The sequence below is a fragment of the Vibrio sp. SNU_ST1 genome, assembly GCF_030563405.1.
Classification (GTDB): domain Bacteria; phylum Pseudomonadota; class Gammaproteobacteria; order Enterobacterales; family Vibrionaceae; genus Vibrio.
In genome coordinates, this window is record NZ_CP130748.1 from 2566917 (window position 1) to 2580256 (window position 13340).

At 43.7% G+C, this 13340-nt stretch carries 12 protein-coding genes and 2 tRNA genes; 3 read left to right on the forward strand and 11 right to left on the reverse strand.

Annotated features, from left to right (window positions below; translation table 11 throughout):
• Positions 1-21: 21 nt before the first annotated feature.
• The 9 genes from nusA to rlmE form a co-directional block, all read right to left on the reverse strand.
• Positions 22-1509: a transcription termination factor NusA gene (gene nusA, locus Q5H80_RS11215; RefSeq protein WP_009847542.1), complete on the reverse strand. Its 1488-nt coding sequence runs from the start codon at positions 1507-1509 to the stop codon at positions 22-24.
• A gap of 35 nt (positions 1510-1544) precedes the next feature.
• Positions 1545-2000, reverse strand: a complete 456-nt coding sequence (gene rimP, locus Q5H80_RS11220; RefSeq protein ID WP_304564798.1) for a ribosome maturation factor RimP — start codon at positions 1998-2000, stop codon at positions 1545-1547.
• 237 nt (positions 2001-2237) lie between these two features.
• Positions 2238-2314 (reverse strand) — tRNA-Met (locus Q5H80_RS11225).
• Between the two features lie 53 nt (positions 2315-2367).
• Positions 2368-2452 (reverse strand) — tRNA-Leu (locus Q5H80_RS11230).
• A gap of 16 nt (positions 2453-2468) precedes the next feature.
• A complete protein-coding gene (secG, locus tag Q5H80_RS11235; RefSeq protein ID WP_009847546.1) occupies positions 2469-2801 on the reverse strand; it encodes a preprotein translocase subunit SecG in 333 nt (110 codons plus the stop codon).
• Between the two features lie 277 nt (positions 2802-3078).
• Complete coding sequence (gene glmM, locus Q5H80_RS11240) at positions 3079-4419, reverse strand: phosphoglucosamine mutase (RefSeq protein WP_304564799.1); 1341 nt, start codon at positions 4417-4419, stop codon at positions 3079-3081.
• A gap of 18 nt (positions 4420-4437) precedes the next feature.
• Positions 4438-5268, reverse strand: a complete 831-nt coding sequence (folP, locus tag Q5H80_RS11245) for a dihydropteroate synthase (protein WP_304564800.1) — start codon at positions 5266-5268, stop codon at positions 4438-4440.
• Between the two features lie 88 nt (positions 5269-5356).
• Positions 5357-7327, reverse strand: coding sequence for an ATP-dependent zinc metalloprotease FtsH (gene ftsH / locus Q5H80_RS11250; protein WP_304564801.1), 1971 nt, complete (start codon positions 7325-7327; stop codon positions 5357-5359).
• 107 nt (positions 7328-7434) lie between these two features.
• The gene (rlmE, locus tag Q5H80_RS11255; protein WP_017073081.1) at positions 7435-8064 is read right to left on the reverse strand and encodes a 23S rRNA (uridine(2552)-2'-O)-methyltransferase RlmE; all 630 of its coding nucleotides are present in this window, start codon (positions 8062-8064) and stop codon (positions 7435-7437) included.
• Between the two features lie 114 nt (positions 8065-8178).
• Here rlmE and yhbY point away from each other — a divergent pair, with 114 nt between their 5' ends.
• The gene (gene yhbY / locus Q5H80_RS11260; protein WP_004734509.1) at positions 8179-8475 is read left to right on the forward strand and encodes a ribosome assembly RNA-binding protein YhbY; all 297 of its coding nucleotides are present in this window, start codon (positions 8179-8181) and stop codon (positions 8473-8475) included.
• 124 nt (positions 8476-8599) lie between these two features.
• On the opposite strand, the gene greA is transcribed toward yhbY, so the two are convergent.
• Positions 8600-9073, reverse strand: coding sequence for a transcription elongation factor GreA (gene greA, locus Q5H80_RS11265; RefSeq protein ID WP_009847549.1), 474 nt, complete (start codon positions 9071-9073; stop codon positions 8600-8602).
• 516 nt (positions 9074-9589) lie between these two features.
• On the opposite strand from greA, the gene Q5H80_RS11270 reads away from it, so the two are divergent.
• Together Q5H80_RS11270 and dacB are read left to right on the forward strand one after the other, a co-directional pair.
• Positions 9590-10612 (forward strand): porin, encoded by a 1023-nt coding sequence (locus tag Q5H80_RS11270; protein WP_304564802.1) that lies wholly within the window; start codon positions 9590-9592, stop codon positions 10610-10612.
• A gap of 112 nt (positions 10613-10724) precedes the next feature.
• Entirely contained in the window at positions 10725-12158 is a 1434-nt protein-coding gene (dacB, locus tag Q5H80_RS11275; protein WP_304564803.1) for a serine-type D-Ala-D-Ala carboxypeptidase, read from the forward strand.
• 109 nt (positions 12159-12267) lie between these two features.
• Here the strand turns inward: dacB and Q5H80_RS11280 are convergent, their stop codons facing one another.
• Positions 12268-13113 (reverse strand): magnesium transporter, encoded by an 846-nt coding sequence (locus Q5H80_RS11280; protein ID WP_304564804.1) that lies wholly within the window; start codon positions 13111-13113, stop codon positions 12268-12270.
• Between the last annotated feature and the right edge of the window lie 227 nt (positions 13114-13340).

Genomic DNA, 13340 nt, shown 5'->3' on the forward strand with positions numbered 1-13340 from the left:
CCGCTCTCTCTCCTTGCTGAATTATTCTTCGTCGCCGAACCAACAGATGTTACGCGCAGCCATAATTAGCTCGCCTGCACGCTCTGCAGTTAGGTCTTCGATGCCTTCTAGTTCATCAACGCCTTGGTCAGCTAGGTCTTCCAATGTCGCAACGCCTTTTGCCGCTAGCTTGTAAGCCATTTCACGCTCAAGACCTTCAAGTGCAAGTAGGTCTTCAGCTGGCTCAACACCATCGAAAGTTTCTTCTTTCGCTAGCGCCAGAGTTGTCAGTGCGTCTTTCGCGCGGTTACGCAATTCTTCAACGATACCTTCATCTAGACCATCTACTTCAAGAAGCTCGTTCACAGGAACGTAGGCTACTTCTTCAAGCGTAGAGAAGCCTTCTTCAACAAGCATTTGAGCAAAGTCTTCTTCGATATCTAGGTGCTTCATGAAGTTTTCAATAGAAGCAACAGCTTCTTCTTGGTGCTTCTTCTCTAGATCAGCAACAGTCATTACGTTCAGTTCCCAACCAGTAAGTTGAGATGCTAGACGTACGTTTTGACCGCTACGACCGATAGCTTGCGCTAGGTTGTCAGCTTCAACCGCGATGTCCATTGAGTGCGTATCTTCATCAACGATGATAGAAGCAACATCAGCAGGAGCCATTGCATTGATAACGAATTGCGCCGGGTTATCATCCCAAAGCACGATATCGATACGCTCACCGCCAAGGTCGTTAGATACAGCTTGTACACGTGCGCCACGCATACCAACACACGCACCAACAGGGTCAATACGTTTGTCGTTTGTTTTAACAGCGATTTTAGCACGAGAACCAGCGTCACGTGCAGCACCTTTAAGTTCAATTAGCTCTTCACCAATCTCAGGCACTTCAACACGGAATAGTTCAGCTAGCATTTCTGGCTTAGAACGAGTAACAAAAAGCTGGAAGCCACGAGCTTCTGGCTTAACTGCGTATAGAAGACCACGAACACGGTCACCTGGACGGAAGTTTTCACGAGGAAGTTGGTCATCACGAAGGATTACCGCTTCAGCGTTGTTACCTAGGTCTAGAATCACTGTGTCACGGTTAACTTTCTTAACTGCGCCAGTGACTAGCTCGCCTTCGTTATCGATAAACTGCTCAACGATTTGAGCGCGTTCAGCTTCACGTACTTTCTGTACGATAACTTGCTTAGCCGTTTGAGTCGTAATACGGTCAAACGTTACTGATTCGATATCATCTTCGATGAAACCGCCAAGTTCGATCTCTGGATCATCGTACTTTGCAGCTTCAATAGAGATTTCTTTTGTTGGGAATTCAACTTCCTCAACAGCTTCCCAACGGCGGAAAGTTTCGAAATTACCCGTTTTACGGTCAATCTCAACACGAACTTCGATTTCTAATTCGCTTTTCTTTTTTGTTGCCGTTGCAAGCGCGATTTCAAGCGCTTCAAAAATACGCTCACGAGGAACTGCTTTCTCATTAGAAACAGCTTCTACTACCGCCAAAATTTCTTTGTTCATTAATCTAGCCTCTTAAGCTCTTCTCTCTAGGAGAACTAAAATTTAGGGATCAGGTTAGCTTTCGCAATATTGCTCAGGACGAATTCTTCTTCTTGTCCTTCAACCAATACTTTCACTGTCTCGCCTTCGATAGATAGGATATCACCTTTCCATTTACGACGGTTGCCGACAGCCATTTTCAAAACGATGCTTACCTCGTGACCAATAAATTGTTGGTAATGCTCAGCTTTGAACAGTGGTCTCTCTAAACCTGGTGAAGACACTTCAAGGTTATAAGCCACTGAAATTGGATCTTCAACGTCCATTACGGCACTTACTTGGTGACTAACTTCAGAGCAATCATCTACATTGATACCATTTGGTGAATCGATGTAAATGCGTAGCGTTGAGTGCTCACCAGCACGAATAAATTCTAATCCAACTAACTCATAACCTGATGCTGCTACTGGAGCGTCAAGCATTTCAGTAAGTTGTCTTTCTAAACCAGTCATTTAACCACTCCAGAAACAAAAAAAGGGCTCAAAGCCCAATTTAAATTCCAAGCAAACATTATCATCTAAATGCATTTATAAATGCTTAGATAACAAAAAACCCCGTATAAGCCGGGGTTTTTGTTGCTGGACCCTTATATGTTAAGTGTCATCATATTTGATATCACACTTAACTCACAGTGAGGTTCACACTGTGCAAACTTGCTACCAATACAAGCTATATAATAGCATTGAAATTGGTTGCGGGAGCCGGATTTGAACCGACGACCTTCGGGTTATGAGCCCGACGAGCTACCAAACTGCTCCATCCCGCGTCCGACTTGTGAGCATTATACGCCCAACAAGATGTTTTACAAGTTTGTAAACATGGTGCCGAGAGAGGGACTCGAACCCTCACACCCTAAGGCACTAGCACCTCATGCTAGCGTGTCTACCAATTTCACCATCTCGGCATCAAATCTTTACAGATTATTGTGGAATTTCGTCGCCTTGCGCCGGAACTTCACTCACTGCATCTTCAGCTTGTTGAATCACCTGACCTTGGGTCGGGTCAATCCATTGTGACTCAGTTTTATGTGTAGACATATTACCAAGCACTAAGCTAAGGATAAAAAATGTAGTTGCAAAAATTGCAGTCATTCGGGTAAGGAAATTTCCTGAGCCACCAGCACCAAACACAGTGTTTGAAGCGCCAGCACCGAAAGAGGCTCCCATATCTGCGCCTTTACCTTGTTGAATCAACACTAGGCCAATTACACCAAGCGCTGCCAACAGGTAAATCACAAGTAGAACTGTAAACATTTTTCCACCTATGTTCCTAATTGTTGAGCCAGCGCCGTTCAAAAAACTATTTTTAAGAACAAGGCTAGCGACCTCCTAACTGAAGGCCGAGCAATACTAGCGAATGCAACGATGACTGACAAGGGGAATTTACTAAAAAATAAGCCTTTACCAAGTAAGTGGTCAAAAAAAGGGCAAAAGGGACACAAAACTCATTTGCGTCCCTTTTAAATCATCACATAACTAAAACCCTGCCCCCACAAGTGAGACCACCTCACTTGTGACGGCAAACGTTTTATTAGCAATTCGCTTTTACTGCATCAGCAATTTTCAGTGCAGAACTCTGAACAAGTTCAGCATCTTCACCTTCGACCATTACGCGCAGTAGTGGCTCAGTACCCGATTTGCGTAATAGCACACGACCTTTCTCACCGAGTTCCGTCTCGACTTCAATAACAGCCGCTTTCACAGCCTCTGCTTCTAGTGGGTTTGAATCACCACTGAAACGAACGTTTTCTAGAACTTGAGGGTATAACGTCATACCTTGAGACAGTTCATTCAGTGTCATTTGACTATCGACAACTGAGGCCAATACTTGCAGAGCAGCAACGATAGCATCACCTGTCGTCACTTTATCTAATAGGATAACGTGCCCCGAGTTCTCAGCACCGATCTTCCAGCCTTTAGCTAGAAGTTGTTCCATAACGTAACGGTCACCAACAGCAGCACGTACAAATGGAATACCTAACTGCTTAAGGCCATTTTCCATACCAAGGTTGGTCATTAGCGTACCAACAACTCCGCCTTTCAACTCACCACGACGCAACGCATCACGAGCAATGATGTAAGCGATTTGGTCACCATCAACCTTATTACCTAGCTCATCAACCATGATGATACGGTCACCGTCACCATCAAAGCCTAGGCCTAACGCCGCTTTTTCTTCAAGCACTTTAGCTTGCAGAGCTCGTACATCAGTCGCACCGACTTCATGGTTGATGTTAGTGCCATTTGGTTCCACACCAATCGCAACAACCTCAGCCCCTAGCTCTTTAAATACAGCCGGCGCAATGTGGTAAGTCGCACCATGTGCGCAATCCACTACAATTTTCATACCAGCTAGCGTCATTTTGTGTGGGAATGTACTTTTACAAAATTCAATATAACGGCCTGCAGCATCATTTAGGCGCACCGCTTTACCTAATACTGAAGATTCTACGCACTCGATATCTTTATCTAGTTCAGCTTCGATGGCGAGCTCAATGTCATCCGACAATTTCGTACCTTCAGAAGAGAAAAACTTAATACCGTTATCATAAAAAGGGTTGTGCGATGCAGAGATAACAATCCCCGCTTCAGCGCGGAAAGTTTGTGTTAGATAAGCAACTGCAGGTGTTGGCATTGGACCAGTAAACGTAGCTTGAAGACCAGCAGCAGCAAGTCCCGCTTCTAGTGCAGACTCAAGCATGTAGCCAGAGATACGAGTATCTTTACCAATGATCACTTTCTTTGTGCCCTGTTTTGCAAGAACACGACCAGCAGCCCAGCCAAGCTTCAGAACAAAATCAGGTGTAATCGGGTACTGGCCAACTTTGCCACGTACGCCATCTGTACCGAAGTAACGTCTTTTATCAGACATATCGATTTTCCTTAATTATTAGTGATTGTTATTCATCACTTCGATTATCTTCATCGCTTCCAATGTATCTTCAACATCGTGAACGCGAATAATTTGTGCACCTTTCATTGCTGCGATAGTTGCGCAAGTAACGCTAGCGACCATGCAGTCAGCTGGGACTTTGTCTAGTAGCTTAAAGATCATCGATTTTCTCGACATTCCCGCCAAGACAGGCAAACCAAGCGTATGAAACTTTTCAAAGTGCGCTAATAAGTGGTAATTGTGTTCGATGGTTTTACCAAAACCAAAACCAGGGTCAAGAATCAGCTGCTCTTTTGAGATACCGACCGCCTCACAAGCTTCGACCCTTTCTTGTAAAAAGGCTTCGACATCTGTTAGAACATCTTCGTAGCTTGGATTGGCTTGCATGGTTCTTGGCTGACCTTTCATGTGCATCAAGCAAATAGGTACATTAGCCTCTGCGGCCACTTCTAGAGTTCCGGGCTCTTGCAGTGCGCGTACATCATTGATCAAATCTGCCCCTGCTTCAACAGCTTGGCGCATCACCTCAGCTTTGCTGGTATCAATCGAGATCCAAACATCAAACTTGGCGCGAATCGCTTTAATCGCAGGGATAACTCGAGCTAACTCTTCCTCTAAGGACACCTCTGGAGCACCCGGACGAGTCGACTCACCACCAATATCAATAATGCTAACGCCAGCCTGAATCATTCGCTCTGCTTGCAGTAAAGCATTATCTAATGAATTGAATTTTCCGCCATCAGAGAAAGAATCAGGCGTAACATTGAGGATACCCATCACATGTGGGCGGTCTAAAACGAGTGTTTTATTATGTGCTTTTAATATCATGGAAGGTGGGTCTTAAAGGTAAAAACATCTTGGGCTAGAAACAGAAAAACCCTGAGCGTACTCAGGGTTTTAATTTAAAGCTTAGCAATTAAGAATCTTTGTTTTGAGCATCATCTGTTTCAGATTTAACTTCTTCAACTGTCGATTCTTCAGCTTTTGGCTCGGCTTCGGCTTGCTCTTCTGATTTAGCTTCAGGTTTAGCTTCTTCCTTTGCAGGTTCTGCTTTCGCCTGATCACCCCAACCAGCAGGCTCACGAATGTCGTCTTTACGTTCCATCAAGTCATCAATCTGACCTGCATCAATCGTTTCAAACTTCATTAGCGCATCTTTCATCGAGTGCATGATATCCATGTTCTCTTCAAGAATCTGTTTCGCACGAGCATAGTTACGGTCGATAAGAATACGAATTTCTTCATCGATTAATCTAGTTGTATCGTCAGAAACATGTTTCGCTTGGCTCATGCCGCGACCTAAGAAAACTTCGCCTTCTTCTTCAGCATATAGAAGAGGACCTAGTTTTTCCGAGAAGCCCCACTGCGTTACCATCTTACGAGCAATATCAGTTGCACGCTCGATATCGTTTGACGCACCGGTCGAAACTTTGTCTTTACCGTAGATAAGTTCTTCAGCCAGACGGCCACCGTACAAGCTAGAGATCATTGATTCTAGATGTTGGCGAGACATGCTGACGCGATCTTGCTCAGGTAAGTACATAGTTACACCAAGCGCACGACCACGTGGGATGATTGATACTTTGTACACTGGATCGTGTTCAGGTACCAAACGACCAACAATTGCGTGACCTGCTTCGTGGTAAGCCGTTGACTCTTTCACTTCCTCAGACATCACCATTGAACGGCGCTCTGCACCCATCATAATTTTGTCTTTCGCAAGTTCAAACTCAACCATAGATACATTGCGTTTGTTACCACGAGCAGCAAATAGAGCCGCTTCGTTAACAAGGTTCGCAAGGTCTGCACCAGAGAAACCTGGAGTACCACGAGCAATCAGAGATGGTTCAACATCACCAGATAGTGGCACTTTACGCATGTGTACTTTAAGAATCTGTTCACGACCACGTACATCAGGTAGACCAACCACAACTTGACGGTCAAAACGACCAGGACGAAGTAATGCAGGGTCTAGTACGTCTGGACGGTTCGTCGCAGCGATAACAATAATACCTTCGTTACCTTCGAAACCATCCATCTCAACCAGCATTTGGTTAAGTGTTTGTTCACGTTCATCGTGACCACCACCAACACCAGCGCCACGTTGACGACCTACAGCATCGATTTCATCGATAAAGATGATACAAGGCGCTGCTTTCTTCGCTTGTTCGAACATGTCACGCACACGAGATGCACCAACACCAACAAACATTTCAACGAAGTCAGAACCAGAGATAGTAAAGAATGGCACTTTCGCTTCACCAGCAATCGCTTTTGCAAGCAATGTCTTACCTGTACCAGGAGGACCTACCAACAGGATACCGGTCGGGATCTTACCACCAAGCTTTTGGAAGCGGCTTGGGTCACGAAGGTAATCCACAAGCTCTTTCACGTCTTCTTTTGCTTCGTCACAACCAGCAACATCAGCAAACATCGTTTTGATTTGTTCTTCGCTCATCATTCGAGCTTTGCTCTTACCAAAAGACATCGCGCCTTTACCGCCGCCGCCGCCTTGCATTTGACGCATGAAGAAAATCCACACACCAATCAGTAAGATCATTGGGAACCATGAAATGAAGATAGTGCCAAGCAGGCTCTGCTCTTCAGGTGGTGTACCCTGAACTTTTACGTTTTGATTAATTAAGTCATCAAGTAGCTTTTGATCATAAACAGGCATGTAAGTTACATACTTAGAGCCACCACCACGACGTGTGAAAGTGATTTCGCTGTTATTGAACTGTGCGTCTTGAATCTGGCCTTGGCCAACTTCCTGTACAAACGTGGTGTAATCTACTGCTCTGCCGTTACTTTCCCCAGGGCCGAAGCTCTGGAATACCGACATCAACACTACCGCGATAACAAGCCACAGAATTAAATTTTTTGCCATGTCACTCAAGGTGTAAGCCTCTCGATAACTAATTGTAATTAAAGGTAGGGTACTACAGTTTGTAACCTGTAGCCATGTTGTTAACTCTCACTCTTGGAAGAGAATCGTTAACCTTTGTAACCAGTTGCTACGATAAACACTTCACGAGAGCGAGCTCGAGAAGAGTCGGGTTTTCTAACTTTGACTGTTTTAAACATCTCACGGACGTCCTTAACATATTGGTCAAACCCTTCGCCTTGGAATACTTTTACAACAAAACTACCATTGGTAGCTAGAACTTGTCGACACATATCCAAAGCTAATTCAACTAAATACATAGCTCTTGGCTGATCCACAGAATTGTTGCCTGCTATATTAGGTGCCATATCAGACATCACGACATCAACCATGTTTGGTTGTATACGCTCCAGCAACGCTTCTAGCACAGCTTCTTCGCGGAAATCGCCTTGTAAAAAGCTCACTCCAGCAATCGGATCCATTGGTAACAAATCACACGCAATGATTTGACCATTGTCTCCGATAATCTTAGCAGCATATTGAGACCAACCGCCAGGCGCTGCACCCAAATCCACAATGGTCATCCCAGGAGTCAGCAATTTATCTTTCGTTTGAATCTCTTCCATTTTGAAATAAGCACGCGAACGATAGCCTTTTTTTCTGGCTTCATTTGCGTACTTGTCGTCGAAGTGTTCCTTCAACCAACGGCCCGAACTGGCCGAGTGTTTCTGTTTGCTCATTGGATACCTAAATTGGAGGAAAGTACTAATTGCTGAATAAATTATAGTCTTCAGCTTTAGATGGCGTTAAAATAGGTTTTTTCAACCCTAATACTAAATAAAATTGGCCGCGTAATGAACCTAAGTACCAAACAAAAGCAGCATCTAAAGGGCCTAGCTCACAGTTTAAAACCTGTTGTGCTAATGGGCGCAAATGGACTTACTGAAGCTGTTCTAGCGGAAATCGAATTAGCTCTAGACCACCACGAACTGATCAAGATTAAAGTTGCATCAGAAGACCGTGAGACTAAGCAACTGATTATCGATGCAATTGTACGTGAATCTAAAGCTGAGAAAGTACAGACTATCGGTAAAGTTCTAGTACTGTTCCGTCAGTCAGAAGCACGTAAAATCGAGATTCCACGCAAGTAAGCGAGCTTAATATAAGCTAACTTCATTAAAAGAAAGCCACTGCGCTTAGCTTTTAGTGTAGCGTGAGAAACGAAAAAGGTCGCATTAGCGACCTTTTTACTTATCAAAAACAAAGAAAATTCAATTAGATGTATTCTACTTTGTCGATTTCGAAGTCTTTATCACCACCAGGGGTAGAGATCAGTACTTCATCGCCTTCCATCTTACCGATAAGACCACGTGCAATTGGGGATTTCACAGAAATGCGACCCGTTTTGATATCGGCTTCATCTTCAGAAACGATTTGGTAGCGGAATTCTTCATCCGTATCTACGTCAATCAAAGTCACTGTCGTGCCAAAGATAATCTTACCTGTGTTATCCATCTGCGTTACATCGATGATCTGAGCCAGTGATAACTTATATTCAATATCTCGAATTTGAGCTTCACAGATACCCTGCTCTTCACGAGCGGCGTGGTATTCAGCATTCTCTTTCAAGTCACCGAGTTCACGAGCTTCACCAATTGCTGCTGAAATAATAGGACGTAGCTTAAGTAGGCGATCTAATTCGTCACGTAGCTGCTGAGCGCCACGTACTGTCATTGGAACCTTTTCCATTTTTTACCTCTATGCCAAAGCTTTCTTTGGCCAACATAAATCCACCCAACATACTTATTGGGTGATAGAAACAAAACGATTTGTCTTAGTGTAAACAAACTTTATGGCTAAATCACCTTTATTCCACTTTGCGTTATAAAAGCTTTATCTAGGTCTAAATTACAGACATCACAAAAATGAATAATAACCTCACCATCAATAAGTTGGCGATGAAATATCTAAAAAAAAACAAAAATAAACCAAATAAACACAGATCACACTTTTCTAAAAGCAACACAAAAACAACAACTTAAACAGGAGAAGACCCAATAAAACAGTGTTCATAATTTTTATTGATATCATTTTACTACCTGATGGTGGAACTTTAGGGTTAAAAAGTACCCCACGGATTGTTCTGGCAAGTTTCACGCTTTTGTTCTAAGCATGATTATGAAGCTTGATTAATACGAACAATACACAAAAAGGATTCAAATCCTTGATAAATACCTTTATGGACAGTAATTAGGAATTAATAACATGAACAAGACTATGATCGCGCTTGCTGTATCTGCTGCAGCTCTTGCTACTGGTGCTAACGCTTCAGAACTATACAACCAAGACGGTACTTCTTTAGAAATGGGTGGCCGTGCGGAAGCTCGTCTATCTATGAAAGATGGTAAAGCTGAAGACAAAACTCGTGTCCGTCTTAACTTTCTAGGTAAAGTTGAAATCCAAGACGGCCTATACGGCGTTGGTTTCTACGAAGGTGAATTCGTTACTAACCCTAAAACAGTTAAAGATATTGATGGCAATGACGTTACAGTTGATAGCTTAGATAACCGTTACGCTTACGCCGGACTTGGCGGCACTTACGGTGAAGTAACTTTCGGTAAAAACGACGGCGCTCTAGGCGTAATCACTGACTTTACCGATATCATGGCTTACCACGGTAACTCGGCTGCAGACAAAATTGCGGCAGCTGACCGTACTGACAACATGCTTTCTTACAAAGGTCAATTCCAAGACCTAAACTTAAAAGCAAGCTACCGCTTCGCAGATCGTTCAACAAAAACAGCTAACGGTGACACAACGTATGTTGATAACGGTGAAGACGGTTACTCTCTATCTGGTATCTACGCAATCGGTGAAACTGGCGTTAAGCTAGGTGCTGGTTACGCAGACCAAGCTGAAGAAAACGAATACATGCTTTCTGGTTCTTACACAATGGGCGACCTTTACTTCGCAGGTGTATTTACTGACGGTGAAAAAGCTAAGAACAACGGCGACTACACTGGTTACGAGCTAGCTGCGGCTTACACTCTAGGTCAAACAGTATTATCTTCAACTTACAACAATGCTGAAACTAACGGTGAAACGTCTGCAGACAACATCGCTATCGACGCAACGTACTACTTCAAGCCTAACTTCCGTGGCTACGTATCGTACAACTTCAACCTAATCTCAGCGGGAGATCAGTTCGGTACTGTTGGTGGCAACCTTGCTGCAACTTCAGCACAAGCTGAAGACGAGCTAGCTCTAGGTCTACGTTACGACTTCTAATTCTGATTATCTAATTGATTAATTAGTTAATTTGGAATCAAAACGCCCGCTCTATAGCGGGCGTTTTTTATATCTGTATACTGAAAACATCAGCCATCCAAGAAAACCTTCTATGCGCCTTCTATCCAGCTTACTCCTATATGGTTTGTCACTGTGTAGCTATTCAATTAATGCTTTCGAATACATCCCTCTAGATAAACTGCCCGATGGCAGTAGCACGAGCTTGATACTGAAGTCATTGAGTGATGATTCGAGTGAGTTGAACACCAATAGCGATGGCTTTTACCCACCCGCCAGTACGTTAAAGCTAGTCACCGCTTTAGCAGCCAAATTGGAGTTAGGAGATAATTTTAACTACACGACCAGCATTACGCGTTCTAATAAAGATGTCGTGATTTCATTCAGTGGTGACCCTACGCTACAAAGAGGGCATCTAAAAAACCTTTTAGATCAATATGCTAAATCGCAATCTAAAAGCATCAAAGGTAACTTGTATCTCGATAACTCGGCTTATACTGGCTATCAACGAGCGGTTGGTTGGCCTTGGGACATTTTAGGCGTTTGTTACAGCGCTCCCTCTAGTGCAATGACCTTAGACAGTAACTGCGCACAAGCCTCTATTTATACAAAAGATAACGGTACAACACGCGTCTATATCCCAGCTCATTACCCGATAGACGTGACAACCTCAGCAGCCACGGTAACTCGCTCTGGCCAAAAGGCAACGCAATGCGACCTTGAGCTTGTTACTACCCCAGACAACACTTACAAGCTCTCTGGTTGCTTGGTTGAACGTAAAAAACCGTTGCCACTCAAGTTCGCGATTCAAAGTCCAGAACTTTACACCTATCAAGTCGTTACATCGATTCTTAAAGAACTGAGAATCGAAGTAAAAGGCAATGTGGTCGTTGGTAAAAAAGTTAAAGCAGGTAAAACTACGTTAATCGCTAGTCACAGCTCGGAGAAACTTCCCGAACTACTCAATATCATGCTCAAGAAATCAGACAACCTGATCGCTGACAATCTAACTAAAACGCTGGGTGCGACATTTTATGTTCAACCGGGCAGCTTTAATAACGGCACTGAAGCGATAAAGCAGATATTACTGACCAAAGCCGATATTGACCTAAGCAAAACACAGTTGGTCGATGGTTCAGGGCTATCGAGAAATAACCGCATGACCACGCAAACCATGGCTCAGGTGCTTCGTTATATCTGGGAGAACGACCAACAGCTCAACCTGATTGAGGCTATGCCTACATCTGGTACTGATGGAACACTCAAATACCGTCAAAGCATGAGAAAAGCACCAATCCAAGGCAACATTATTGCCAAAAGTGGTTCTTTGTATGGGAGCTACAACATGGCAGGCTTTGGTTTAGATAAAGCGGGAAGACCAAACTCTCTATTTGTACAGTTTGTCCGTGATTACTTTCCTGACACACCAGATCCAGAAAAACCAGTAGAAGCACCCATCACCCAATTTGAACGAGCTTTCTACACAGATGTAGTTGAATTCAGTCAAACACAAAGCAAACCTAAGTAATGTTCAACTCTGTTTAAGCTTCTACTTAAGAAATAAAAATGGCACTGAAAATCTTGAATCTTCAGCGCCATTTTTGTCTCTAAGGTGTTTTTAGCTATTTTTATAAACGCTAAGCGATCCCTAAGAATGAATTAACCACAGTGAAGTAGATCCACATTCCAGAGATATCGACTATCGAAGCCAGTACAGGGCTCACTAACACAGCAGGATCAAGGTTGAAGAATCGAGCGACTATCGGTAACCCGCCGCCGAGTACAGTTGATATGGTCACTTGAATAAACAGAGCAACAGCAATCGCGTAAGCAATCATATTAATGTCGTAACCACCCGTTGACTGGTTGTCACTGAATAATAAGATTCGGCCAATCATCACTAAGGCGATCGCAAGAGCTAAACAGATAGCAACTCTAAGCTCTTTCCATAGAACGTTGGCCCACTGGCGTTTCTTCAATTCCCCTGTGGCTAAGGCCCTAATGACCAAAGTCGCAGCTTGTGTTCCTGTGTTGCCACCCGCAGCAGCGATTACCGGCATATAGATCGCCAGAAGTACTAGCTGGCTAAGAATGTCTTCATACTGAGCAATGATAAGCCCAGAGACAATGCCCAGCAGTGCTAAGGCAATAATCCAACCGATACGCTGCCTAACATGGCTAAGCACTCCAGTTGAAAGGTAACCCTGTTGAGGTTCAACTTCTGAGTAGATCAGCCCTAGTTGGTGAGCTAGATGCCGAGAGCGCTTCTCAAAGCCCTGCTCTTCTAGCTCACTAAGTAAAGTCTGAATCGTACTAAGAGAGCATTGCCCAAGCACTAGCACCGCATCTTCAAGTGGCATACGGTTCAAAAGGTTAATTTGTTGCTCACGTCCGTACTGTTGAAAGGCATTCGATACAGCTTGGATGTCTTGCTCTGAGTACAGAGCTTCAATAGATAAAAAAGTGTTGTTCATTACCGTCATGGCGAATCTCCCGATTGGCAAAGGTAACGACCATCAAAACAAGTAGCCTATAGAGAGTACCCCGAGAGTATAAAGCGGTGTACACCAAGAGCGTATAGCTATATACATCAAGAATATACAACTAAGCGCACCAAGAGCTTAAAGCACTGATGTGTCTACTTGTTAGAATCTAGAGTGTGGAAAAGAATGAGGGGAAAACAGATACCCTACCCGAACGGCAGGACAAT

Coding starts and splice junctions, on each gene's coding strand:
- secG (WP_009847546.1), bottom strand. CDS start 2,801: ATGTTTACAGTTCTACTTGTGATTTACCTGTTGGCAGCGCTTGGTGTA.
- ftsH (WP_304564801.1), bottom strand. CDS start 7,327: ATGGCAAAAAATTTAATTCTGTGGCTTGTTATCGCGGTAGTGTTGATG.
- dacB (WP_304564803.1), top strand. CDS start 10,725: ATGCGCCTTCTATCCAGCTTACTCCTATATGGTTTGTCACTGTGTAGC.
- glmM (WP_304564799.1), bottom strand. CDS start 4,419: ATGTCTGATAAAAGACGTTACTTCGGTACAGATGGCGTACGTGGCAAA.
- nusA (WP_009847542.1), bottom strand. CDS start 1,509: ATGAACAAAGAAATTTTGGCGGTAGTAGAAGCTGTTTCTAATGAGAAA.
- Q5H80_RS11270 (WP_304564802.1), top strand. CDS start 9,590: ATGAACAAGACTATGATCGCGCTTGCTGTATCTGCTGCAGCTCTTGCT.
- rimP (WP_304564798.1), bottom strand. CDS start 2,000: ATGACTGGTTTAGAAAGACAACTTACTGAAATGCTTGACGCTCCAGTA.
- folP (WP_304564800.1), bottom strand. CDS start 5,268: ATGATATTAAAAGCACATAATAAAACACTCGTTTTAGACCGCCCACAT.
- greA (WP_009847549.1), bottom strand. CDS start 9,073: ATGGAAAAGGTTCCAATGACAGTACGTGGCGCTCAGCAGCTACGTGAC.
- Q5H80_RS11280 (WP_304564804.1), bottom strand. CDS start 13,113: ATGACGGTAATGAACAACACTTTTTTATCTATTGAAGCTCTGTACTCA.
- rlmE (WP_017073081.1), bottom strand. CDS start 8,064: ATGAGCAAACAGAAACACTCGGCCAGTTCGGGCCGTTGGTTGAAGGAA.
- yhbY (WP_004734509.1), top strand. CDS start 8,179: ATGAACCTAAGTACCAAACAAAAGCAGCATCTAAAGGGCCTAGCTCAC.